The sequence below is a fragment of the Microbacterium sp. cx-55 genome, assembly GCF_021117345.1.
Taxonomy (GTDB): domain Bacteria; phylum Actinomycetota; class Actinomycetes; order Actinomycetales; family Microbacteriaceae; genus Microbacterium.
The window spans coordinates 90,242-114,167 of record NZ_CP088261.1; the positions used below are offsets into that span (position 1 = coordinate 90,242).

General features: G+C 70.0%; 23 protein-coding genes. 11 read left to right on the forward strand and 12 right to left on the reverse strand.

Annotated elements, in window-relative coordinates; genetic code table 11:
- Positions 1–154 precede the first annotated feature (154 nt).
- From LQ938_RS00455 to LQ938_RS00465, 3 genes are all read left to right on the forward strand, one after another.
- The gene (locus LQ938_RS00455; protein WP_223722099.1) at positions 155–493 is read left to right on the forward strand and encodes an ArsR/SmtB family transcription factor; all 339 of its coding nucleotides are present in this window, start codon (positions 155–157) and stop codon (positions 491–493) included.
- Between the two features lie 57 nt (positions 494–550).
- The gene (locus LQ938_RS00460) at positions 551–1,534 is read left to right on the forward strand and encodes an SRPBCC family protein (RefSeq protein WP_223722100.1); all 984 of its coding nucleotides are present in this window, start codon (positions 551–553) and stop codon (positions 1,532–1,534) included.
- Positions 1,535–1,946: 412 nt separating this feature from the next.
- Positions 1,947–3,494, forward strand: a complete 1,548-nt coding sequence (locus LQ938_RS00465) for a DEAD/DEAH box helicase (RefSeq protein WP_223722101.1) — start codon at positions 1,947–1,949, stop codon at positions 3,492–3,494.
- 132 nt (positions 3,495–3,626) lie between these two features.
- Here the strand turns inward: LQ938_RS00465 and LQ938_RS00470 are convergent, their stop codons facing one another.
- From LQ938_RS00470 to LQ938_RS00490, 5 genes are all read right to left on the reverse strand, one after another.
- Positions 3,627–4,028, reverse strand: a complete 402-nt coding sequence (locus tag LQ938_RS00470) for a DUF4259 domain-containing protein (RefSeq protein ID WP_223722102.1) — start codon at positions 4,026–4,028, stop codon at positions 3,627–3,629.
- A gap of 10 nt (positions 4,029–4,038) precedes the next feature.
- A complete protein-coding gene (locus tag LQ938_RS00475) occupies positions 4,039–4,986 on the reverse strand; it encodes a hypothetical protein (RefSeq protein ID WP_223722103.1) in 948 nt (315 codons plus the stop codon).
- A 232-nt stretch (positions 4,987–5,218) separates the two neighbouring features.
- A complete protein-coding gene (gene sufU, locus LQ938_RS00480; protein ID WP_223722104.1) occupies positions 5,219–5,683 on the reverse strand; it encodes a Fe-S cluster assembly sulfur transfer protein SufU in 465 nt (154 codons plus the stop codon).
- Positions 5,680–6,966, reverse strand: a complete 1,287-nt coding sequence (locus LQ938_RS00485) for an aminotransferase class V-fold PLP-dependent enzyme (protein ID WP_223722105.1) — start codon at positions 6,964–6,966, stop codon at positions 5,680–5,682. The genes sufU and LQ938_RS00485 overlap by 4 nt, the downstream gene beginning before the upstream one ends.
- Before the next feature lie 61 nt (positions 6,967–7,027).
- Positions 7,028–9,184: an APC family permease gene (locus LQ938_RS00490; protein WP_223722106.1), complete on the reverse strand. Its 2,157-nt coding sequence runs from the start codon at positions 9,182–9,184 to the stop codon at positions 7,028–7,030.
- An 88-nt stretch (positions 9,185–9,272) separates the two neighbouring features.
- Between LQ938_RS00490 and LQ938_RS00495 the strand changes: the two genes are divergently transcribed.
- Complete coding sequence (locus tag LQ938_RS00495; RefSeq protein ID WP_223722107.1) at positions 9,273–9,959, forward strand: Pr6Pr family membrane protein; 687 nt, start codon at positions 9,273–9,275, stop codon at positions 9,957–9,959.
- Here LQ938_RS00495 and LQ938_RS00500 read toward each other — a convergent pair.
- The 3 genes from LQ938_RS00500 to LQ938_RS00510 form a co-directional block, all read right to left on the reverse strand.
- On the reverse strand, positions 9,945–11,645 hold the full coding sequence (locus tag LQ938_RS00500; protein WP_223722108.1) for an ABC1 kinase family protein: 1,701 nt from the start codon (positions 11,643–11,645) through the stop codon (positions 9,945–9,947). The genes LQ938_RS00495 and LQ938_RS00500 overlap by 15 nt on opposite strands.
- Before the next feature lie 41 nt (positions 11,646–11,686).
- Positions 11,687–12,259: a PadR family transcriptional regulator gene (locus tag LQ938_RS00505; protein WP_374197477.1), complete on the reverse strand. Its 573-nt coding sequence runs from the start codon at positions 12,257–12,259 to the stop codon at positions 11,687–11,689.
- Between the two features lie 124 nt (positions 12,260–12,383).
- Positions 12,384–13,286 (reverse strand): hypothetical protein, encoded by a 903-nt coding sequence (locus LQ938_RS00510; RefSeq protein WP_223722109.1) that lies wholly within the window; start codon positions 13,284–13,286, stop codon positions 12,384–12,386.
- A 248-nt stretch (positions 13,287–13,534) separates the two neighbouring features.
- On the opposite strand from LQ938_RS00510, the gene LQ938_RS00515 reads away from it, so the two are divergent.
- Genes LQ938_RS00515 through LQ938_RS00525 form a run of 3 tightly spaced genes read left to right on the forward strand, consistent with a single transcriptional unit; the run spans position 13,535 to position 15,062 of the window.
- Positions 13,535–13,939, forward strand: a complete 405-nt coding sequence (locus tag LQ938_RS00515; protein ID WP_223722110.1) for a YbaB/EbfC family nucleoid-associated protein — start codon at positions 13,535–13,537, stop codon at positions 13,937–13,939.
- The gene (locus LQ938_RS00520) at positions 13,936–14,268 is read left to right on the forward strand and encodes a hypothetical protein (protein WP_223722111.1); all 333 of its coding nucleotides are present in this window, start codon (positions 13,936–13,938) and stop codon (positions 14,266–14,268) included. Before LQ938_RS00515 ends, LQ938_RS00520 begins: the two co-directional genes overlap by 4 nt.
- On the forward strand, positions 14,265–15,062 hold the full coding sequence (locus LQ938_RS00525; RefSeq protein WP_223722112.1) for a hypothetical protein: 798 nt from the start codon (positions 14,265–14,267) through the stop codon (positions 15,060–15,062). Before LQ938_RS00520 ends, LQ938_RS00525 begins: the two co-directional genes overlap by 4 nt.
- Before the next feature lie 3 nt (positions 15,063–15,065).
- Here LQ938_RS00525 and LQ938_RS00530 read toward each other — a convergent pair whose 3' ends face one another.
- The gene (locus tag LQ938_RS00530) at positions 15,066–16,280 is read right to left on the reverse strand and encodes an amidohydrolase (RefSeq protein ID WP_223722113.1); all 1,215 of its coding nucleotides are present in this window, start codon (positions 16,278–16,280) and stop codon (positions 15,066–15,068) included.
- 122 nt (positions 16,281–16,402) lie between these two features.
- Positions 16,403–18,097: a glycoside hydrolase family 13 protein gene (locus LQ938_RS00535; RefSeq protein ID WP_223722114.1), complete on the reverse strand. Its 1,695-nt coding sequence runs from the start codon at positions 18,095–18,097 to the stop codon at positions 16,403–16,405.
- A 190-nt stretch (positions 18,098–18,287) separates the two neighbouring features.
- On the opposite strand from LQ938_RS00535, the gene LQ938_RS00540 reads away from it, so the two are divergent.
- From LQ938_RS00540 to LQ938_RS00555, 4 genes are all read left to right on the forward strand, one after another.
- Complete coding sequence (locus tag LQ938_RS00540) at positions 18,288–18,821, forward strand: adenine phosphoribosyltransferase (protein ID WP_223722115.1); 534 nt, start codon at positions 18,288–18,290, stop codon at positions 18,819–18,821.
- Positions 18,822–19,229: 408 nt separating this feature from the next.
- Positions 19,230–20,336, forward strand: coding sequence for an NAD(P)-dependent alcohol dehydrogenase (locus LQ938_RS00545; RefSeq protein ID WP_223722116.1), 1,107 nt, complete (start codon positions 19,230–19,232; stop codon positions 20,334–20,336).
- Positions 20,337–20,427: 91 nt separating this feature from the next.
- Positions 20,428–21,225, forward strand: a complete 798-nt coding sequence (locus tag LQ938_RS00550; RefSeq protein WP_223722117.1) for a MerR family transcriptional regulator — start codon at positions 20,428–20,430, stop codon at positions 21,223–21,225.
- Between the two features lie 363 nt (positions 21,226–21,588).
- The gene (locus LQ938_RS00555; protein WP_223722118.1) at positions 21,589–22,953 is read left to right on the forward strand and encodes an HNH endonuclease signature motif containing protein; all 1,365 of its coding nucleotides are present in this window, start codon (positions 21,589–21,591) and stop codon (positions 22,951–22,953) included.
- A gap of 112 nt (positions 22,954–23,065) precedes the next feature.
- Here the strand turns inward: LQ938_RS00555 and uraH are convergent, their stop codons facing one another.
- Entirely contained in the window at positions 23,066–23,398 is a 333-nt protein-coding gene (uraH, locus tag LQ938_RS00560; RefSeq protein ID WP_223722119.1) for a hydroxyisourate hydrolase, read from the reverse strand.
- On the reverse strand, positions 23,395–23,919 hold the full coding sequence (gene uraD / locus LQ938_RS00565) for a 2-oxo-4-hydroxy-4-carboxy-5-ureidoimidazoline decarboxylase (protein ID WP_223722120.1): 525 nt from the start codon (positions 23,917–23,919) through the stop codon (positions 23,395–23,397). Before uraD ends, uraH begins: the two co-directional genes overlap by 4 nt.
- Between the last annotated feature and the right edge of the window lie 7 nt (positions 23,920–23,926).

The window sequence follows — 23,926 nt, forward strand, 5'->3', positions numbered from 1 at the left end:
AGCACAGCGGGCGCAGCCGCATCGGCGTTTCGCTGCATCCAATGCAATGACAAACGGAATTAGTGCAACGTAAGGGTCCGCAAGTGCAACGAGAACGCGTCCCCGACAAGAGGGGTGTTGCGGGGCGGGCGGGGGAGCGCTAACGTACAACCAAATGGTTGTAGAACTCGAGCTCAGCGACGACGCGGTGGACCGGATCTTCCGGGCACTCGCCGACCGCACGCGCCGCGACATCGTGCGGCGCACCATCGAGGCCGAGCAATCCGTCTCGGCCCTCGCCGCCGCCTACGACGTGTCGTTCGCCGCCGTGCAGAAGCACGTCGCGGTGCTCGAGGCGGCGGAGCTGGTGATCAAGCGCGCCGAAGGAAGGGAGCGCCTCGTGCGTGCCAATCCCGCCACCCTCGCCCGCGCCCGCCGGCTGCTCGCCGAGTACGAGCAGATGTGGCGCGCGCGGATCGACCGACTCGACGACCTCCTCGCCGAAGAACCCTGATCCGGATGCGGTAGCCGCCGCATCCGCCCCGCTTTCCCATCCCGCAAGGAGCACGACATGCCCGTCACCGCCGTCACCACCGACGCCGACGCCCTGACCATGACGCTCGTGGGCGAGTTTCCATCGCCCGTGGAGCGACTGTGGCGCGCGTTCACCGACCCGCGCCAGCTCGAACGATTCTGGGGGCCTCCGGGCTACCCCTCCACGTTCGAGCGGTTCGACTTCGAGCCCGGCGGGTTCGCCCACTACGCGATGACGAGTCCGCAGGGGGAGACGTTCCGCGGCCGATGGGAGTTCGTGGCGATCCACCCCGAGACCGGCTTCGAGGTGCTCGACGCCTTCGCTGACGAGTCCTGGCAGCCGGCCGAGGGCATGCCGGTGTCGCGGATGCGGTTCGAGTTCGAGGCGACCGCATCCGGATCCCGATTCACGAGCACCACGCACTTCAGCTCGCTCGAGGGACTTCAGCAGACGCTCGCGATGGGCGCCGTCGAGGGCTCGACGCTCGCCCTCAACCAGCTCGACATCGTGCTGCAGGATCTGCGTGCGTACGCCGAGGGCAAGGGCACGCGCACCGAGATTCTCACCGATCAGCACGTGCGCATCACGCGGCTGATCAACGGCCCACGCGAGCTCGTGTGGCGCGCCTACACCGAGCCGGAGCTCATGAAGCAGTGGCTGCTCGGCCCCGACGGCTGGCGGATGACCGTGTGCGAGATCGATCCGACGGTCGGCGGACGCTACCGCTACGCCTGGGCGCCCGAGGAGGGAACCGAGGGTGAGCCGTTCGGTTTCGACGGCGAGACGCTTCTCGTCGAGCCGGCGCGGCGCACGGTCACGACCGAGCACATGACCGGCACCGACTTCGCCTCGACGACGAACGACCTGACGTTGTACGAAGAAGACGGCGCCACTCTCGTCACGACCCTGATCGAGTACCCCGACAAAGAGGTGCGCGACATGGTGCTGGCCACCGGTATGACCGACGGGATGGAGACGAGCTACGCCCGCCTCGAGCGGGTGCTCGCTCCGCTGGTCTGAGGCGCCCGCGCGGGCGCTGCGTGCTCCCGGGCTCTGCGGGCTCCCGGTCGCTCTTCACCCGACCGCGAGACGGGATCTTCGCGCCGAGACGTAGGGGTAACCCCACTGTTTCGGCGCGAAGAACCCGTTTCGTCGCGTTGTGGCGCGCGGCAGCGGGCGGGGGCGGCGCGCGGCAGGGGGCGGCGCGCGGCCAGGCAGGGGCGCGGGCGCGGGATGCGGATGCGGCTGAGTGCCGGCAGAGAGCCGGGCGGCCGGTGGGTGGTAGAGTTGGCTCGCGCCTTCGTGCGCTGCGTCGTCGATACGCTTCCGGCTCTCCAGTAGCCGTGGAATTTCTCGAGCGGCGAACCGGCGCGGGACCCCCCGCCGTCGCCCCACCTCAGCGGTCATCGGACCGCGTCATCCGAAAGCACCTATGCCTTCCTTCCTTGAACTCGGCGTGCCCGCACGTCTCGCCCGCATCCTCGCCGACTCCGGCAAGACCGAGCCGTTCCCCATCCAAGAGGGGACCCTCCCCGACTCTCTCGCCGGCCGTGACGTCCTCGGCCGCGGCCGCACAGGCAGTGGCAAGACCCTCGCGTTCTCGCTGCCGCTGGTCACCCGCCTCGAAGGCGGACGCCGCACCCACGGGCACCCCCGTGGCCTCGTGCTCGCCCCGACCCGCGAGCTCGCGACGCAGATCGCCGCGACCCTCGCCCCGCTGGCCGAAGCCGCAGGGCTCACCGTCACAACCATCTTCGGCGGCGTGAGCCAGAAGCCGCAGGAGCAGGCGCTGCGCAACGGCGTCGACATCATCGTCGCGTGCCCCGGCCGGCTCGATGACCTCATGAAGCAGAAGATCGTGCACCTCGACCGCGTCGAGATCACCGTGCTCGACGAAGCCGACCACATGGCCGACCTCGGCTTCCTGCCGGTCGTCACCCGCATCCTCGGTGCGACTCCGCGCGGTGGACAGCGGATGCTGTTCAGCGCCACGCTCGACCGCGGTGTGGACGGACTCGTCCGCAAGTTCCTGCAGGACGAGGTGCGCCACGAGGTCGATGAGTCGAGCGTTCCCGCCGCCGCGATGACCCACCGCGTGTTCCAGGTGTCGGATGACGGCAAGAACGATCTCGTGCAGGCGCTCGCGTCCGGCACCGGCCGCCGCATCATGTTCACCCGCACCAAGCACCAGGCGAAGAAACTCGCCAAGAAGCTGATCGCCGACGGCATCCCCGCCGTCGACCTGCACGGCAACCTGTCGCAGAACGCCCGCGAGCGCAACCTCGCCGCGTTCGGTGCCCCGCTGTCGCAGGGCGGCGTGCGCGTGCTCGTCGCGACCGACGTCGCCGCGCGCGGTGTGCACGTGGATGATGTCGAGCTCGTCGTGCACGTCGACCCGCCGGCAGAGCACAAGGCGTACCTGCACCGCTCGGGCCGTACCGCCCGCGCCGGCGCTGAGGGCACCGTCGTGACCGTCGTGCTGCTCTCGCAGAAGCGCGACCTGGCCGACCTGCTCAAGAAGGCCGCGATCTCGGCTCCGTTCGAGCCCGTCACCGCGGGTCACCCCGCCGTGCAGGAACTCGTCGGCGAGGTTGCCCCGCACGTCAAGCCCTCGCCCGTCGCGGCGCAGCAGAACACGGGCGGATCGGGTCGCTCCGGCGGCGCTGGCCGCTCGGGTGGCGCTGGTCGCCCCGCGGGTGGCGGTCGCTCCGGCGGCGCCGGTCGCGCGGGTGCGGGTGCCGGTGCGGGTCGCTCCGCTGCGGGCGCCGGTCGCTCCGGTGCCGGCGCAGGTGCCGGTCGCGTCACCGCCGGTGCGAGCGCAGGCCGCTCCAGCGGTGCGGGTCGCTCCGGCGCTCGCCCGGCGGCAACCGGCTCGGCCGTCCGCTACTCCTCGTCGACGGGTTCTCCCGCGTTCGAGGCGCCCCGCGAGGCTCCGCGCAACCGTCGCAGCAGCCGCGGCCGCGGTCCTGCCGCGCAGTAACGCTCTCGCAGTCGCACACTGCATCCGAATGCCCGTCGAGTCCTGAACTCGGCGGGCATTCCGCGTTCACGGATGCGGATGCGCCGCGGATGCGGAACGGCTGCGGATTGGGATGCGGGGCGGGCCGCTCGCTCAGGCGCGCTCGAGCGCGTCGCGGAGTGCCTCGTTCGCGGTGCGCCACTCCTCGGGGTCGTCCTCTTCCCACAGTTCGGTGAGTTCGCTGCCCGCCGAGGTCGCCGCGGCGAGTCCGCTGATGGCCAGCGCGACGAGCATGTCGTCGGGGCGACCGGCCCGCTCCACGAAACTGTGCACCGAATCGGTGTACGCGTCGTTCTGGGTCGGCTTCCCGATCCCGTGCGCGACGGTCTCGGCGGCGGCGATCGCGCAGCTCGCGGCATCCGCGTCCAGATCGGGCACGCCAGCCGCGGCCGTCAGCGCCGCGCGCACCGCGCCCCAGTCGGTCAGCGAATCGAGCTCACTCGCCCAATCGGCCGCCGCGTCGTTCCCGAACGGTTCCCCACTCCATGCGCCCACGTGCCCGATGCTACGCCGTGCGCGCCGCGCGGAAGAGCTTCCGCATGAGGTCCGCGACGTAGGCGCGATTGTCATCGGTGATCGCCGGCAGCGTCGGTGCGAGATGCCCGTCCGCGATCCGGAACGTCTTCGTCTCGGCATCCCACGCGAACGAATCCGCCTCACCGAGCGGCGTCCGCTCCACCGGCTCCATGAGGTCCCGCGAGTACACGGCGGCATCCGTGATCGCGATGCCGTACACGCCGGCGAAGGTTGCGCTCGAGAGCGACACCAGCAGGGTCTCGTCGGCGGGCACCTTCCATTTGGCGGTCAGCTTTGCGAGTCCCTTCGCATCCTTCGGTCGCGACGGGAGGAGGAAGTCGCCGCTCAACCGGCTCGCTCGCACGAGCTCGTCGACGGTGGGTTGTGACGCGGGGCTCGCGTCCGGCTGTTCGCTCGCACCCGTCCGCACCGCGGTGATCACGGCCGACAGGTAGCCGACGGCATCCGTCGCGCTCGTCGGCTCGAGCAGCCGAGCGACCTGAGCGAGATCGATGCCGACACCCGCGATCTCGAGCCGTCCGTCGGCGACCCGGATCGTGGCGGGGTCGACCGTCGCCGTCGGGATCTGTGCCGATTCGCGCCCGACATCGTCGACGTAGACGGTGCGGTCGGTGATCAGGATGCCGTTCACGCGGCGACGCGCGAGCAGATCGATCGAGTGGAACCCCCAGTAGGTGAGCGGCAGCTCGCCGTCGCTCACCGCTTCGCGGAGCTGCAGCTGCTGCACGGCCCGCCAGAACACGAGCTCCGCGTCGTCGTACACCGGGTGGTCCTTCTGCCCGGCCCGGAACACGAAGCTTTTGATGGATGCGGGCACCGGGATATCGGCGACGGCGGCGGCGAGGCGGCCGAACGTCGCTCTGCGCTCTTCGGGAAGGCCTCGGAGGTACTCGGACAGATCGCTCGCAGCGGCCACGGACATTCCCCTCGTCAGACAGTGTCAGCGCTCATTCTGCCCGAGCGGTGTGCCGCATCCGCCGCTGTCCACAGCTCCCGGTGGTGCTTCTGTCCACAGCTCGCGGTGGCGCTTCTATCCATGTCCCACTTTTTGTCGCTATGAGGGGTCGATAGCGGCAAAAAGTGGGACATGCTCCGCGAAAAGTGGGACATGGGCGGCGCAGATCGCGCTCCGGCACCAGCCCCACGCTTCAGGCGCGGATGAGGCCGTCCTCGAGGGCGACCCAGGCGAGCATCGCGCACTTGACGCGCGCGGTGTACTTGCCCACTCCGGAGAGGGCCGCCGCATCCGCGTAGACCTCCTCGTCGAGCTCGATCGTGCCGCGCGAGCGCAGCGCGTCGCGGAAGCCGGCGATCAACTCGCGGGCTTCGGCGTGCGTCATCCCGCCGCGCTCTTCGGCCGCATCCGCGACGAGCACCGACAGCATGGATGCGGATGCCTGCGAGATCGAGCAGCCCGCACCCTCCCAGGTGACGTCGCGGATGGTGTCTCCGTCGTCCGAGAGACGCACCCGGAGGGTCACCTCGTCGCCGCAGATCGGGTTGCGCTGATGCGAGGTCGCGGTACGACCCTCTTCGGCGGCAAGGTCCTTGCCGTGCGGGTGCTTCGAGTGGTCGAGGATGAGCTCCTGGTACAGCCCGTCGAGCCCGCTCATGCGCCGACTCCGAAGTAGGCGCGCACGCCCGACACGCCCTCGAGCAGTGCGTCGACGTCGTCTTCGGTCGTGAAGACGGATGCGGAAGCCCGCACCGATGCCGTGATGCCGAACCGTGCGTGCAGCGGCTTCGCGCAGTGGTGGCCGACGCGGACGGCGATGCCGCGGGCGTCGAGGAACTGCCCGACGTCGTGCGCGTGCACTCCGTCGACGTCGAATGATGCGAGACCCACGCGGGATACGCCCTCGGCGTCGCCGAGCAGGCGCACGCCGGGGATGCCCCGCAGGCCCGCCATCATCCGGCGCTCGATGGTGTGCTCGTGCGACTGGACCGCATCCATCCCGAGGTTCTGCAGGTAGCGCACCGCTTCGGCGAGGGCGATCGTCTGCGACACGGGCTGCGTGCCGGCCTCGAACTTCTGCGGCGGCGGCAGGAACTCGGCGTCGTCGAGGGTCACGGTCGTGACCATCGATCCGCCCGTGAGGAACGTCGGGAGCGCCTCGAGTACCTCGGTGCGCCCGTAGAGGGCGCCCACGCCGTACGGCCCGAGCATCTTGTGGCCCGAGAACGCCGCGAGATCCACGCCGAGCGCGGGCAGGTCGAGCGCGAGATGCGGGGCGGACTGGCACGCGTCGAGAACCGTCAGCGCACCGACCGCGCGGGCGAGCGCCACGAGTTCGACGACCGGGTTCACGATGCCGAGCACGTTCGACACGTGCGTGAACGCGACGACGCGGGTGCGCGCACCGATGACGGATGCGGCGGCGTCGAGGTCGAGCGTGCCGTCGTCGTGCACCGGGATGTGCCGCAGCACGGTGCCGGTGCGGGCGGCGAGCTCCTGCCAGGGGATCAGGTTCGCGTGATGTTCGCTCTCGGTGACGACGATCTCGTCACCCGGATGCAGCGCGAGCGGTGCGCTCGCCGGTGCTCCGCGACCCGCGGTCGCGTTGCCGATCGAGTACGCGACGAGGTTCAGGGCGGCCGTCGCCCCGGACGTCCAGACGAGGTTCTCCGGCGCGGCGCCGACGAAACCGGCGACGGTCGCGCGCGCGTCCTCGTACAGGTCGGTCGCCTCGGCCGCCAGGGTGTGGGCACCGCGGTGCACGGCCGAGTTGGCGCGGGTGAGGAAGGCGACCTCGGCGTCGATGACGGACCGGGGTTTCTGGCTGGTGGCTCCCGAGTCGAGGTACACGAGACGCTCGCCGCCGATCAGCTGGTCGAGGATCGGGAAGTCGGCGCGCAGGGACGCAGCATCCAGGCGCGGAATCTCGGTGGTACTCACCTCACCAGGCTAGTTCGGTGGGAGAGCGGTCGGGCCCGTTGGGCGAGCCCGACCGGCCGGATCACGCGGGCGTCGAGCCACCCGAGCCACCCGGCGCGGGCGCGACCGGACCGTCGGCCACCGCATCGACGGCGGCCGCGGGGGAACGGATGATCGTGAGCGTTCCGGTGGAGTCGGGGCGGAACTCGCCCGCGCGCTCCTGTCCGAGCAGCGGCCGGGAGCGGCGTCCGTAGACGACCTCCGACGAATCGAGCAGCCACGGGACGAGCGTGATCGTCACGCCGTGCACCAGCATCAGCTGGTTCGCGATGCGGCGGGCGCGGCGGTTGTGCAGGAACGACTCCCACCAGTGGCCGACGATGTACTGCGGCAGGTACACGGTCACGACCGTCGACCCGTGCTTGGCGCGGTACTCCTGGATGAACGCGGTGATCGGCGCCGCGTAGCTGCGGTACGGCGACTCCAGGATGATGAGCGGCACCGGCATCCGGTGCGTCTGCCAGTCCTTCTGCACCTCGGTCGCGGACTCCTTCGTGACCGCGACGTGCAGGCCGATGGTCTTCTCGTGGCGCGCGGCGACCGCGTAGTCCAGCGCTTTGGCGACCGGCTTCTGCAGGCGACCGACGAGAACGATCGCGAGGTCGCCACTGGCGCCGAAGTGCGTGTTCTCATCGAAGTGGATCTCGTGCTCGACGTCGCGGTAGTAGCGGCTCACGCCGATCATCAGCACCGACAGCACCGGAATCGCGAGGAACACGAGCCACGCGCCGTGCGTGAACTTGGTGATGGTCACGATGATCAGCACGGCCGCGGTCATGCCGGCGCCGATCGAGTTGATGATGAGGCCCGAAATGATCTCGCGCCGGTGGAAGTGGGCGGATTCCTGCGCGAGGGCTTCCGGGGTCAGGGTCTTCAGGTTTCGAAGCGCTCGCCGCCAGTGCCGCACCATCCCGATCTGACCGAGCGAGAACGACACGAAGACGCCGATGATGTAGAGCTGGATCAGGGTCGTGAGGTTCGCCCCCGACGTGATCAGAACCAGGATCGCGCCGAGTCCCAGGATGATCATGCCGTTGGAGAACACCAGGCGGTCGCCGCGCGTGTTCAGCGACTTCGGCGCGTATCCGTCGCGGGCGAGGACCGCGCCGAGCAGCGGGAACCCGTTGAACGCGGTGTTCGCCGCGAGCAGGAGCACGCAGGCCGTGGCGGCCTGGATGATGAAGAACGGAATCGACCCGACCCCGAACGTCGCCCCCGCGACCTGGGCCATGAGGCTCGGTTGGGGCTGGTTCGCGCAGTCGAAGCCGATCAGATGGCAGGGGTTCTCGGCGTAGTGCACGCCCGAGACGAGCGCGAGCAGGGTCAGTCCGGAGAACAGCAGGATGGCGACGGCGCCCATCGCGACGAGGGTGTTCTGGGCGTTCTTCACCTTCGGGCGACGGAACGCGGGCACCCCGTTCGAGACCGCTTCGACGCCGGTGAGGGCGGAGCAGCCGCTGGAGAAGGCGCGGAGGATGAGCAGGATCACGGCGGCCTGGGTCAGGCTCTCGGCCTGTACGTCGTACTGCGCGCTTGAGGCGACCGGGGTGTCGCCGAGTATCCAGCGCACGATGCCGACCACGATCATGATCGCGACCGAGCCGATGAAGATATACGTCGGGAGCGCGAAGGCGCGCGACGCCTCGCGGACGCCGCGGAGGTTCACCAGGATGATCAGGATGACGAAGCCGACGGCGAGCTCGACGCGCCACGGGTTCAGGCCGGGCACGGCCGAGATGATGTTGTCGACGCCGGACGAGACCGACACCGCGACCGTCAGGATGTAGTCGACCAGCAGCGCCGACGCGACGACGACACCGGGGATCTCGCCGAGGTTCGTGCGCGCGACCTCGTAGTCGCCACCGCCCGAGGGATACGCCTTGATGAGCTGCCGGTACGACAGCACGACCACGATCAGCAGCACCACGACCGCCACCGCGATCCACGGGCTGAACGCGAGGAACGACATCCCGCCGATCAGCAGGATCATGAGGAGCTCCTGCGGCGCGTACGCCACCGACGACAGCGCATCGGACGCGAAAATCGGCAACGCCATGCGCTTTTTCAGCAAATGGTCGTCCGCATCGCCCGATGCCAGAGGGTCCCCGATCAGCAGGCGTTTCGCTATCGGGGTTTCCGGCGCGGGCTCCGCGCTCTCGTTAGTCACGAGCGGGGACACTACGCCTGTGGGAGGGGGCACGCAACGTGACGGGCCGGGAGTTCGCCAGCCCGACACCGGATGTGCGCGCTGACCTACCATCGAGCGCATGCTCCTGCACGATCGCCGGCTCGCCCTCGTCTTCCGTCTCGCGGCCATTCTCGTGGTCTGCTGGGGCATCGGTTCCGTCAGCGGATTGTTTGCGGGACGCCCGAGCGGCGTGCAGTTCTTGTACTACACGGTGCTGAGCAACCTGCTGGTTCTGGTGTGGTTCGTGCTGCTGGTCGTTCGCACCATCCGGGACCTCCGCGCGAGCGGCGCACGCGGATGGTCGACGCCATCACCGCGGTTCGCGGCGGCCGTGATGTTCGCGATCACCGTCACGATGCTGGTCTACCTGATCGTGCTCGTGCCCGAGGCGTTCACCCAGAACACGGGGTACCAGCCGTTCACGCCGACCGACAATGTCGTGCACATCTTCACGCCCGCCTTCACAATCGTGGACTGGCTGCTGTTCACCCCGAAGGGCCGTGTCCGCCCCACTGACCCGCTGCGCTGGACGCTCCTTCCGCTCGGGTACGTGGCCCTCGCGTTCGGGTACGGCGCGCTGGGCGGAGTGTTCGGCGGCGGCACGCGTTACCCGTACCCGTTCATGGATCTCGATCGGAACGGGCCGGGCGGTGTCGCGCTGTGGCTCGTCGGGTTGTACGTCGCGCTGCAGCTCGTCGCGTACGTGTTCTTCGCGATCGACCGGATGCTGGGCGCCCTCGCGCAGCGCCGCTCAGCGACGCGGTGATCCGGGGCGGTCGAGGAGCCCGGAGAGCAGGGCGTGCAGGAGCGGGAGGGCCGACACGCTCATCAGGACCGTGCCGAAGACGGCATCTTCGACGCGGAGCAGCGCTCCGGCGATGAGGAGCCCGGCGAACAGCACGGCGGAGAGGATGCGGCGGGCCAGGCGCTCGAGTGAGGCCACTCGCCGGTCGAGCCGCGGGGTGTCGATCTTCACGCCGCCCACCTCGGCGCGGTCGAGGAACCCGTCGATCCGTTGCGGCAGCCGCCATGCGGTGCCGACGACGGCGACGGCCTCCTGCGCGAAGCCGCGGACGAGGTGGCGGCCCTCGTCGCGGACCAGCTGGCCGGCATACGGCTCGACCGAGTCCCACAGGTTGAAGGAGGGCTCGAGCGAACTGCAGACGCCCGAGACGAGCGACATGGCCCGCACGATGAGGAGGAAGTTCTCCGGCAGCTGGAACGGCAGCGATCGCACGACATCACCGAACTCGACGGCGAAGTCGCGGAACTCCCGCGGGTCGACGTCACGGAGCTCGGCGAACCCCATCCCGCCGAAGCGTGCGAACAGTTGCGTCATGGCCCGTTCGAGTTCGGCGGTGTCGGCCGAGGGGAGCAGCACGCCGACCTCTTGGATCGCCTCGACGAGCCGCTTGCCATCGCGGGCGGCGACGGCGATCAGTGCCTGACGGAGCCCGGTGCGGATGCTGCTCGAGACCTCGCCCATCATGCCGAAGTCGATGAAGGTGAGTCGCCAGTCCGTGGCGCCGTCCGCATCCGTGCCGACCGGGGTGACGAAGATGTTCCCCGGATGCGGGTCGGCGTGGAAGTAGCCGTGGGCGAACAGCTGGTCGAACATGACCGCGGCGAACCGGGTGGCGACATCGTGCGGTTCGATGCCGGCGGCGCGGAGTGCGTCCACATCCGTGATCTTGATGGCGGTGACATCGGCGAGGGTCAGCACGCGACGCGAGGTGCGTTCCCAGACGATCTCGGGTGTCGAGACGCGCGCGTCGCCGGCGAAGTTCGCGGCGAAGCGCTCGGCGTTGGCGGCTTCGTGGAGGTAGTCGATCTCCTCGAGACTCGTGAGCGCGAACTCTTCGACGAGCTGCGGCATGTCGACGCGGTCGGAGATGAGGCGCACGCGGCTCAGCCACCCGCCGACCTTCCGGAGGGCGGCGAGGTCGACGTCGACGATCTCGTCGATGCCCGGGCGCTGCACCTTCATGACGACGGCGTCGAAGCCGATGTCGTCGGCCGCGGGAGAGGCCAGCCGCGCGCGGTGCGCCTGGCCGAGAGACGCCGCGGCGACGGGGACCGGGTCGATCTCGGCGAAGACGCGGTCGAGGGGGGCGCCGAGCTCGGCTTCCGCGAGCGCGCGGATCTCGGCGAACGGGACGGCCGGCACCTCGTCTTGCAGACCCTCGAGCTCGCGGGTGATCGCGGGCGGGAGCACGTCGAGGCGCGACGACATGAACTGTCCGACTTTGATCATCAAACCGCCGAGCTCGACGGCGAGCGCGTGGAACCTGCGCGCGGTGCGCTGCAGGCGCACTTCGCGGTTGCGCGCGCCGATCCTCCCCAGCCCGATGCGGGGGAGGAACAGCTCGAACCACCAGGTCTGCACGAGGTGGCGCGCGGCGAAGCGCAGGATGCGGCGATAGCGCGCGCGAGAGTCGCCGGCGTAGGGCATTGGATCTCCTCCACGCCGGCGACCGCCTGGCGTCACTCGGGTCAGTCCTGGGCGAGGATGGCGTACAGCTTGCGGCGCGCGTCATCCAGCACATCGACGGCCTGCTGCACCTGCTCGGCATTGCCCGAGCGGCCCACCTGCGCGGCGGCCTGGGCGAGCTCGACGCCCGCCTTCGGAAGCGCCGTCAGGCGACCGCTGCTGTCACGGCTGCTCGAGGTCTCCCACGGGGCGGGGCTCTCGGTCGCGGCTTCGGCTTCGAGGCGGCCCGCCTCGGTGAGCGAGTAGGTCTTGCGACCGTTCGACTCGTCGGCCGTGATCAGGGCCTCGTCGGCGAGGAGCTGCAGGGTCGGGTAGACGGAGCCGGCGCTGGGCTTCCAGGTGCCGCCGCTGCGCTCGCCGATCTCGCGGATGATCTGGTAGCCGTGCATCGGCTGCTCGGCGAGCAGCGAGAGGACGGCGGCGCGAACGTCACCGCGCTGCATACGCGGCGCGGCGGTGCGCTGCTCGAACGCGGAGCGCAACTGATCCATGGCCTGCATGATGCCCTCTACCGGTCGCCCCCCGCCGAAGGCGTGGGAACCGCTGCCGAACAGATTGTCGAAAGAACCGTTCATGATGACCTCCAGGGGAATGATTGGACGATACTTCACGATATATCGCTCAGTGTCGTTCCGGGCGGGATAGGCGGGATCTCACAGCCGGCTCACGGGAGGCGAACCCGCGGTCCTGGACGCTGGGTCAGCGCGGGACGAACAGAGCCACACCCGCCGCGAGAAGAGCAAGGACGCCAAGCGCTGCGCCGTAGTAGCCGAGCACCCGTCCGCGGTTGACCCGCCAGCTCTTCTCCTGTATGCGGGGTGCGACGGGGGGCGCCGCCGACCGTGACGGTGACGGCGACGGCGACGCCGAGGGTGCAGCGGGCGCCGTTAACGGTGCTGCCGCTGCCGCTGCCGGTGCCGGTGTGGCAGCGGGTGCCGTGGGTGACGGTGCGAAATCGACTCCGAGTGCCGACACGACAGCCCCGAGAACCGCGAACGCGCGTTGCCAGACAGCGGGGTCTGGCGTCGACAGCTCGACGGGCGCGTAGAGCAAGAGCCAGCCCTCGGCGACTTCGACATCGATCGGCAGGTGCGGGTCGTCGAGGAGGGAGGCGAGCTCGGGCGCGACGACGGCGCGGAGCCAGTCGGCCGCGGCGGGTGCGACGTGGGCGGTTACGGCCGCATCCGCCCCCGTGAGGCGAAGCGTGGTGACGCCGTCCGGAAGGGCCGGGAGCGGAGACCGCGTCCGCGCGCGTTCGGACTCGAGAAGGAACGGTGGCAGCGGTGTGCGGAGGGGAACGGCCACGTAGCCCCAGGTGATGCTCATCAGGTTGAGGTTCACGGCCACCGAGTACGCGCTGTTGCCGATCTCGATGAGGGGAGATCCCGGAATGCGGACGATGTTCCCCGCGCGCTGGAGTTTGCGGGATCGACCTCGCGCGTCGCGGAAGACGATGCCGGGCAGTGATTGGGGCCCGGATCCGACGTAGTACTCCCACCCGTTCGTCACCGCGAAGGCCTGGATGGCCTGCGCGTCGGGCTTCAGATTCGGGTCACGAAAGGGCGGGTCGAGAAGGGGGCGATAATCCGCGGAGGGCAGCACACCGTCATTCTCTCGCGCTCGGCGTCGCTGTCCAGTGGCGTCGCTGGCAATGTCGTCGCGGACGACGGTGGCGACCGCGGGCTCAGCGACGAGCCTCCGGATTCGTTCACGGCGATGTTCGCCGAAAAGATCACGGATCGCCCTGTCAATGGCAGTGTTCCGTTTCCCCCCGGTATGCGACCATATCCCGGGGCGTCCGCTGTGCACGATCGTGGCGGTTCCCGCACCGATACGGGGGAGGAAATCGCATGGCGGAGCAGTCCGAGGAAGTCCAGGAAGCGCTTCGGCGTATTCAGGGCCAGGTCGATCAATCGATCAGGCACGCCGAACGGATGCAGGAGCTGGCGGCCCAGATCCGGACGATCTCGACCGAGGTGACGTCACCGGGAGGTGAGCTCACGGTGCACGTGGACGTGAGTGGCCGGCTCACGAACGTGGTGTTCACGCAGGACGCGTTGGCACTTCGTCCTGCCCAACTGACCGCCCTGCTGCTGGATGCGCTGGAAGAGGGCTACCGGCGCACGAGCGCGGAGAGTGTGGCGCTCGCCGCGGACACGCTGGGCGAACAGTCGCCGACCGTCACGAAGCTTCGTGACAACGTCGACGAGTACGCGCCGCAGATCGAGCGCCCCGAGGACGGACTGCTGCGATGAGCCACGAGATCGCGATCGACTGCGGGGGACTCCGCTCGCACGCGCAGCATGTCGAGGCGGCCGCGCGCGGTCTCGACGACCCGATCGGGGCGATCGGGTTCATGACGATCGGCAGCGACGCCTATGGCCTGATGTGCGGGTTCGCGGCCCTCCCGACGGTGGCGATGGGTGCTGGTGCGGGTGCGTCGCTCGTGGCCACGCGCGAGCTTCTCCTCCGGACAGCCGGGATCGTGCGAGCGATCGCCGAGGACTTCGAGCGCCGCGAGCAGGAGAACTGCGCAGAGATCCGCGAACTCGAGTCGCGTCTGGACGGGACGGTGTACGTATGACTCCGGTCGGATACGGCGGGGTGCTCAACTCGACGATCGCCTCGCAGTCCAATTCGCTCATCGTCGCGCCCGAGATGCCGGGCTGGATGGACGGCGTCGGGCCGTTCGAAGACGGGATGACCCTCGGCACATCGCTGCAGAGCGGTGACTGGGTCGCAGCATCCCTCGCCATGGGATCGATCGCGCTGAGCGTCGTCGATGCGGTCCTGAACCCGATCGCGACGTTGGTGTCACTCGGGGTCGGATGGATGCTGGAGCACATCTGGCCGCTCACCGACTGGCTCAACTCGCTGACCGGCGACCACCGCATGGTGAGCAGCTACGCAGCCACGTGGCAGAACGTGTCGACGAGCGTCTCCGCCTCCGCGGACGCTCTCAACGCCACGCTCGCCGACCTCGCCGACATGCGGGGCTTCGCCGTCGACGCCGAGCAGCGGATGCTGGAGACGATGGCCAACAGCCTGGGAATCGCTGCGCAACTCGCCTCCGGTGTCGGCGTCGCCGTCGAGCTGCTCTCGACGATCGTCAAGGCCGTGCACGATCTCGTACGCGATGCGATCAGCGATCTCGTCGGCTACGTCGTGGTGAGTCTCGCCGAGGTGGCGGCGACCCTCGGTGCGGCGACACCGTTCGTCGCCGCACAGCTGGCCGTCAAGGCGACCAAGTGGTCGACGCTGCTGATGGACTTCGTGATGGATCTCGTGAAGTCGGCGGGAACGTATGTGGACCTCGCGAAGTCCCTCAAAGAGGTGTACGACGGCGTGACCGGCACCCTGAACGAGAAGGTCGCGTAGCGGTCAGTCGAGCCACTCGCGGGCGGCGACGACGAGGGTCTCGACGCCGCGCTCGATCGTCGGATGCAGCACCGGCGCGAAGTACGGCGAGTGGTTCGTCGGTACGTCGCGGTCGATCGTTCCGTCTGCGGCGGCCCGGGCGTAGAGCTCGGGATCCACACCGCCCCAGAACCAGAAGACGAGCGGCGCCCCGGTGTCGCGCGCGAACCAGGAGACGTCCTCGCTGCCGGTGAACATGCCCGGGTCGATCACGGCGCTCTCGCCGAACGCGCGCCGGAATGCCGCCTCGAGCCGGGCCGTGGCCTCGGCGTCGTTGATGGTCGGCGGCAGGGTGTGGTCGGTGACGATCGTGGGTTCCTGCTCGGCACCGGATGCGGACGCCTCCGCCCGTACGACGCGCTCGACCTGCGCCAGCACCCGAAGGCGGGCGGCATCGTCGGGGTAACGCAGGCTGAGCTGCAGTGTCGCCTCGGCCGGGATGATGTTGTGCTTGAGCCCCGCGTGGATCGACCCGACGGTCACGACGGCCATGTTCCGCGGGTCGGTCTCGCGCGAGACCACCGTCTGCAGGCGCATGACGGTCGCCGCGGCCATCACGATCGGATCGATCGTCGAGTGCGGGCGCGACCCGTGACCGCCGCGACCGTGCAGGGTCACGGAGAGGCCGTCGGATGCCGACATCTGCGTGCCGGGCCGCACCCCGATCAGCCCCGCCGGGAGCGGAGTCAGGTGCTGGCCGAGCACGACGGTGGGGGCCGGGTAGCGGTCGAGAACGCCGTCGTCGATCATCGCGCGGGCTCCGGCGCCGAACTCCTCGGCGGGCTGGAAGAGCGCGATCACGGTGCCCGACCATTCGCCCGTCGTCGCGGCGAGTCGCTCGAGCGCGCCGAGGAGCGCCGTCACGTGCATGTCGTGCCCGCACGCGTGCATGACCGGTACATCGAGTCCGGCCGGGTCGAGGCCGTGCGCCGTGCTCGCGTAGGCGAGCCCGGTGCGTTCCTCGACGGGGAGTCCGTCCATATCGGCGCGCAGCCACACGACCGGGCCGTCGCCGTTGCGGAGGGTCGCGACGACACCGGTGCGCCCGATGCCCTCGTCGAACGGGATGCCGAGCTCGGTCAGCGTGCGCGTGACGACACCGGCGGTGCGGGTCTCCTGGAACGAGAGCTCGGGGTGCCGGTGCAGGTCGATGTACAGCGCTTCGAGGTCGATTGCCATGCGCCCGAGCCTACGGGCGCGACCCGGGAGGCCGCATCCGTCGGCGCATGCCAGGTTGGCCGCCTTGGCCGGCTCGTGCCCGGTCGCGCGTCGGCCGGCGCGTGCCGGGTCGAACCCGGAGCTCAGCTGGCGACGAGCCAGACGGCCGTGTCGGCCGGCAGTTCTCGCCCGGTGAACCCTTCGCTGGCGATCAGGATGCGGCCATCCGGCAGCGCGACGGCGGAATCTCCGAGGTTCGCGATCACCGTCACGTCGTCGACGCGGAACGCGAGGACCGTCGCGGGGAACCCGTCGAGCCACGTGAAGGTCGCCGAACCGAGCCCGTGCGCCCGACGCTCCGCGAGCAGCTGCCGGTAGAGCGACAGCGTCGACTCCGGATCGCGGCTCTCCACGTCGCGCGCGTGCTCCGCCCAGGAGGCGGGCTGGGGCAGCCACGAGGCGCCGGTCGCGTTGAACCCGAAGGCGGGGGCGGATGCCTCCCATGGGATCGGCACGCGGCATCCGTCACGCCCGTACTTCTCGTGCTTCGTGCGGAACCAGGTCGGGTCCTGACGCGCGGAGTCGGGGATGTCGACGGCCTCCGGGAGACCCAGCTCCTCGCCCTGGTAGACGTACGCCGAGCCCGGCAGCGCCAGCATGACCGTCGAGGCGGCGCGCGCGCGGCGAAGCCCGAGCTCGGGAATCGGCTGCGCCGCCGACAGCGGCCCGATGCCTTCGCCCTGCGGGCTCTCCCCCGACAGCGCGAGACGCGACGCGTGCCGGATCACGTCGTGGTTCGACAGCACCCAGGTCGACGGCGCGCCGACCGCGGGGAACGCGCGGAGCGATTCGGTGATGATCGTGCGGAGGGGCGCCGCATCCCACTCGGTCGTGAGATACGGGAAGTTGAACGCCTGGTGCAGCTCATCGGGGCGCACCCAGAGCGCCGTCTTGTCGGGCGTCGGCAGCCACGCCTCGGCGCACAGCGCACGGTCGCCGTCGTACTCGGCCGCGACCTCGTGCCAGTCGCGCCAGACATCGTGCACCCCGGGCTGGCCCCAGTACGGCACGTCGTCATCGTCGCCGCCCATCGAGTCGCCGTCGGCGGGCGGGGTGTAGTCGGGCAGGCCGTCCTTCTTGATCAGGCCGTGCGCGACGTCGATGCGGAAACCGTCGACTCCGCGGTCGAGCCAGAACCGCAGCACACTGCGGAACTGTTCGCGGACCTCGGGGTTCGTCCAGTCGAAGTCGGGCTGCGACGAGTCGAAGATGTGCAGGTACCACTGGCCCGGAGTGCCATCCGGTTCGGTCACGCGATCCCACATCGGTCCACCGAAGACCGACTCCCAGTTGTTGGGCGGCAGGTCGCCGTTCTCTCCGCGGCCGTCGCGGAAGATGTAGCGCGCGCGCTCGGGGCTGCCGGGAGGGGAGGCGAGGGCCTGCTGGAACCAGGTGTGCTGGTCGGAGGAGTGATTCGGAACGAGGTCGACGATGACCCGGATGCCGAGTCCGTGCGCGCGCGCCAGCATCGCGTCGAAGTCCGCGAGGGTGCCGAAGATCGGATCGACGTCGCAGTAGTCGGCGACGTCGTACCCGGCGTCCTTCTGCGGCGACACCATGAACGGGCTCAACCAGATGGCGTCGACCCCGAGGTCGGCGAGCGAGTCGAGGCGGGCCGTGATGCCCGGCAGGTCGCCGATGCCATCGCCGTCGGAGTCCGCGAACGACCGCGGGTAGATCTGATAGATCACCGCGGTGCGCCACCACTCGTCACCGGGGGCGGGGGCGAACGTTCCGGGCGCCGCCGCAGCGGTCGCGGCATCCTGCGTCGAAGTCATGGGGTCCAGGGTACCGGGTGAATCGTATCGATTCGATGCGAGTGCTTCCGGGGGCGTCGTGCGGCGGTACGGGCAGCACGTGCGCGAGCTCGAGAACGTGCGGTGCGGCAGCGGTCGCGGGCGGGTCCGGGTGTCTTCTCCCGGGCCGGAGGGCGGGGAGGCCGGCGGATGCGCCGACTAAGGTAGCGGGGTGCCGCATCCCGATCCCGCCGCTCTGACGCGCGCCGAAAGCCTCATCACGGTCATCCCCGACTACCCGAAGCCGGGCATCCTCTTCCGCGACATCGCTCCGCTCCTCGCGGACGGGCCGGCGTTGCGGGCCGTGACCGACGCCCTGATCGCCCCCTTCGAGGGCGAGTTCGACGTCGTCGCGGGAGTCGAGGCCCGCGGATTCCTGCTGGCCGGGGCCGTCGCGATCGCCGCCGGTGTGGGGCTCGTGCCGATCCGAAAGGCGGGCAAGCTGCCGCGGCCCGCCGCATCCGCCGACTACGCCCTCGAGTACGGCACCGCGACGATCGAGATGCACGACGACATCCCGCGGGGAACGCGCGTGCTGCTGCTCGACGACGTGCTCGCCACCGGCGGCACGCTGGTCGCCGCACGCGACCTCGTCGCCCGGGTCGGCGGCGTCGTCACCGGCACCGCCGTGCTCATGGAGCTCGAGGGTCTCGGCGGTCGCGAGCAGCTCGCCGATCTGCGGCTGCACACGATCTTCCGCGGCTGACCCGCGCGGGCGGGTGCCGGTTCGGGTCGGTGTTGGTGCGTGCCGGCTTTGGTGCGCGCGGGCGGGGGGTTCGTGCGCGCAGTGGCTCGCGCGCTACTTTCCTGCGTCCGCGCCACCGATCCGAGGCGCGCGGACAGGAAAGTGGCGCGCGATGATGACCGAGCGGGAGACTCGGGCCTGCGCGGATGCGCTGGGCGGTAGCTTTCGCGCGCGCCAGTTTCCTGCTGACGCGCCACCGATCTGAGGCGCGCGGACAGGAAAGTGGCGCGCGGTGGGTTGCATGGACTTCCCTACGGGATCGGGGGCTGCGGGGGCGCTCGAGGTCAAGGCCGCGCCAGGGGGGCGGATGCGGGCGTAGCGTGGCGGATGCGCACGTTCGATGCGTGCGCATGAAATTTGGAGGTTGAAATGTCCACTCTCGCCCACGCCGCCGTCCTCGACGCCGTCGATGCGCCGTTCGTCTTCCAGGACATCGAGCTGCAGGACCCCAAGCCCGACGAGCTGCTCGTGCGCATCGTCGCCACGGGCCTCTGTCACACCGATCTCGCCGTGCAGCACGGCCACATCCCGAGCGCATTTCCGCGTGTGCTCGGTCACGAGGGCGCCGGCATCGTCGAGCGCGTGGGGGAGGCGACGACCGGCTTCGCCCCCGGCGACCACGTCGCGCTGTCGTTCGCATCCTGCGGGCACTGCGAGAACTGCGTCGCAGGACGGGTCGCCTACTGCCTGGACTTCATGACCCTCAACGTGGCGGGGGTCCGGGCCGACGGGTCCGGCACGATGGCGGCCCCGGATGGCGGCGACGTCACCGGGAGTTTCTTCGGCCAGTCCTCGTTCGCCAGCTACTCGCTCGTCGCCGCCCGGAACGCCGTCAAGATCGACGCCAGCATCCCGCTCGAACTCGTCGGTCCGCTCGGATGCGGCGTGCAGACCGGTGCCGGCACGGTGTTGAACTCGCTCGGAGTCGGCGCGGGCGATGCCCTCGTCGTCAGTGGCGCCGGCGCGGTCGGGCTCTCCGCGATCATGGCGGCGAAGGCCGCGGGTGCGACGACGATCGTCGCGGTAGACGTGCTGCCGGAGCGTCTCGAGGTCGCCCGCGAGCTCGGTGCGACCCACGTCGTCGACGGTCGCGCCGACGACGTCGTCGACCAGATCAAGGCCGCCACCGGCGGAGTCGGTGCCCCGTTCGCGATCGACACGACCGCCATCCCCGCCGTCATCGGCAACCTCGTTGCATCCTCCCGGTTCGGTGCGAAGGTCGCGACCGTCGGCGTTCCGAAGCCGGATGCTGTCGTGCCCGCGGGTCTCTTCTCGGGCTCGGGCGTCACTCTCATCGGGGCGATCGAGGGCGACTCCGTGCCGCAGACGTTCATCCCGAAGCTGCTCGCGATGTATCAGGCCGGGGACTTCCCGTTCGATCGGCTCGTCACCACCTACCCGTTCGCGGAGATCGAGAAGGCCATCGCCGACACCCAGTCCGGTGCGGCGGTCAAGGCGGTGCTCGTCCTGCCCTGAGCCGCGGATGGGCGGACGGGTCTCCGACGCGGCATGCTCGCTCCGGGATACTTGACCCTCACACGGTGTGAGGGCGTGGAGTGGGGTCACCATGTTGAGTATCGGAGAGTTCGCGCGATTGGTCGGCGTCTCGGTGCGGATGCTGCGTCACTACGACCAGCTCGGCCTGCTGCGCCCCGACCGCGTCGATCCGTTCACCGGGTACCGCTCGTATGCCGCGGTTCAGCTCGACGAGGCCAACCGCCTCGTTGCGCTCAAGGACCTCGGGTTCTCGCTCGATGAGGTGGGGCGGCTGCTCGCCGACGACGATTCGTCGCCGCGAGTGGCCGCCCTCCTTCGTGCGCGGCGGGACGAGCTGATGGTGAGCATCGAGGCGGACCGGCGGCGATTGCATCTCGTCGAAGCGAGGCTCCGATCGATCGAGAAGGAGCACACCGTGTACGTATTCATCGAGACCGACCTGCCCGCATTGCCGCTCGTGCAACTGTCGGCGCGAGTGCGGGAGATGGCCGACATCGAGACGGAGATCGGACCCATGTTCGAACGGGTCGGGGCGGCGCTCGACGCCGCGGGAGTGGAGCGCCGCGGCCCCGGCGTTGCCGTGTACACCGCGGTGGACGACGAGGTGATCGCCGCCGCGGCCGAGCAGATCGGCGACCGGCCCGTGCCGGATGGGCTCGAGCGCGCCGAGGTAGCGGCTGTAGCCCGCGCGCTCACCGTGCGGTACGCGGCCGACGATCTCAGCGGGATTCAGCGCACCTGGCAAGCGCTCGTGACCGAGGTCGACGCGCGGGGACTCCGGATCGCCGGGCCGGCGCGGGAGGTCTACCTCGAAGCGCCGCCCGAGTCGCGACGTTGGGTCGTCGACCTGCAGCAGCCCGTCGCCTGAGCGGGGCGGGCCGGGCCGGGAGGGCGGTCGGGCGCGCGGCCAGAAGCGCGGCCGGGGAGGGCGGGATGGGGAGGGCGGCCCGAGAGGGCGGCCGGGTCCGGCGATGGAGTGCCGCTGACCGAGGTCGCGTCGGTCGTGCGAGATCCCGTTCGCGGCGGATCGCGCCGTCGCACGGTCGCGGTTGCGGTCGCGTGCGAGCGGGATGGTGGGCTCGCACGCGCACCGCAGCGCAAGGGACGTGCGATCCACGGGAGGAGACGAGCGCCGTGGGCCGAGCGGGAGGCAGGGTGCGGGTCGGGGACGTGATCGATTCATAGAACAAAGATACTAGACTCGGGAGAGTAAGCATGGTATCTTTGTTCTATGAACGACCCACTCGACACGGCAGCAGGCGCGCTCGCTACAGTGCGCGCACTCTGTGGTGACGGCCGTGCCGATGCGGTGGCGCCGGGTGATCTCGTGCGACTCAACGAAGCCTTCGGGATCCTGCGTCGCGCGGTGGATGCGGCGTATCTGCCGGTTGCTGCAGAGATCGCGCGGCAGTCAAGGGCAGAGCTCGGCAAGGACTCACTGGCACGGAAGAACGGGTTCCGTACCCCGGCAGCGATGATTTCGACCGTCACAGGAACCAGCACGGCCGAAGCACTGCGCGCCATCACGATCGGCGAATCGACAGCGCCGCGGGTCGCACTCACGGGGGAGCAGCGCCCGGCGAAGCACCCGCACGTCGCCGAGGCGCTCCGGGCGTCACTGATCGGCACGCTTGCCGCCGGTGCCATCGTCGGGTTGCTCGATCGGGTAGACGTGCGTGCAGATGCCGCCGACCTCGACGCCATGGAACAGCGTCTGGTTGAGGCCGCGCCGGGGCTCCCGCTCGATCAGCTGCAGAAGCTGCTGTTGCGCGCCGAGGCACACCTCGACCCCGACGGCGTGCAGCCGCGGGACGACGAACGGCGTAGCAAGCGGGCTCTATCGATCCACCAGGACCGTCACGGCATGTTCGTCTTCTCCGGGCGACTCGACCCCGAGACCGCCGCGCCGGTCACCTGCGCGATCGAGGGAATCGTGACCGGCATGATGCGACGCCGCGACGACGCCATCGCCGCAGGCGGGGTGGGTCAGGGCGAGCCGTCGACCGCGGATGACCGGCGGTCCGTCGCCCAGATGCGGGCGGATGCCCTCGCAGACATCTGCCGTCACGCGATCGGCTGCACCGACGTGCCGACGGCACCGACCACGACCGTGGTCGTGCGGATGACGCTGGACCAGCTCGAGTCCGGTGTCGGCGCCGTGACGATCGACGGATCCGCTGCACCCGTCAGCGCAGCGACCGCCCGGCGCATGGCCGCGGACGCGCAAATCATCCCATGCGTGCTCGGCGGGGACAGTGAGATTCTCGACTGGGGGCGCGCCAAGCGCCTGTTCACCCCGGCTCAGAAGCTCGCCGTCGGCGAACGCGACGGCGGATGCTCCTCCTGCGGGCTTCCGCCGCACCTGACCGTCGTCCATCACATCGCCTGGTGGAAACGCGATCACGGCACGACGGACCTCTCCAACGCGATCCTGCTGTGCACGACCTGCCACCATCGCATCCACGACGACGGGTGGGAGATCCGAATAGACGGCACCGGCATCGCCGCGAAGGTCTGGTTCATTCCACCGCCCTGGCTCGACGCCGCCCAGTCCCCACGACTCGGCGGGCGTGCACGGTTCGACCTTGCGGCCTGAACGGCGAGTGTCCGACGACCCCGAGACGTGTGCTCGGGGGCAGCGGCGTGCTGTCGCGCGGCGGGTCAGCTGTCGCGGCGGGGCGGCGCTCCCGCGGCGGGGATCCCGCGGGTCAGCTGCCGCGGTAGGTGGAGTACGCGAACGGACTCAGCAGAAGGGGCACGTGGTAATGCCGCTCATCGCTCACCGTGAAGTTCACCGTCACGAGCGGGTAGAACGACTCGACCCCCTGATCGGCGAAGAAGGCGCCGGTCGCGAAGGAGATCGCGTACACGCCCGGCTCGAGCAAGTCGGGTCCGAGGGCGAGACGGCCGTCCGCATCCGTCACGCCATCGGCAACCGCCTCGGTGCCTCCGGCCGGCAGGTGCCGGGTGAGGGCCACCGCGACGCCCGTGCCGGGCACGCCGCGCACGGCGTCGAGGATGTGGGTCGTGAGATGGGTCATTCCGCGTCCTCCGGTTCGGCAGCATCCGACTCGATCGTCGTCTGCAGGCGGAGCAAGGCGATCTCGGCCAGCTGCACGGTCGCCTCGCGGGCCTCGGTCGAATCGTCGTTGCCGAGACGGCGACGGAGCTCCGCAAGCATCTCGACCGGGCTGCGACCGGCGGCACGGATGAGGAAGACCCGACCGAAGCGCTCTTCGTACGCGCGGTTTCCCGCGGCGATCGCGGCCGTCACCTCGTCGGCCGCGGCGGCCATCGATGCCTGCTCGGTGCGCGATGCGGCGGCTTCGGCGCCCGTGCCCTTCGGCTTCTCACCGATCCGCGGATGGTGGGCGAGCGCCGCATCGAGATCGGCCCGCGACCACACCTCAGCGAGCCCGCCGGCATACGCGATCAGTGCATCGCGCGACGGGTACGGGCGGGCGACGACGATCGCGTCCACCCACCCCGGAACGGCGGCCCACACGCCGACCGTCTGCGCCGCAGCGGCCGAATCGAGGGCGTTGAACTCGTCGAGGTTCACGGGGTGT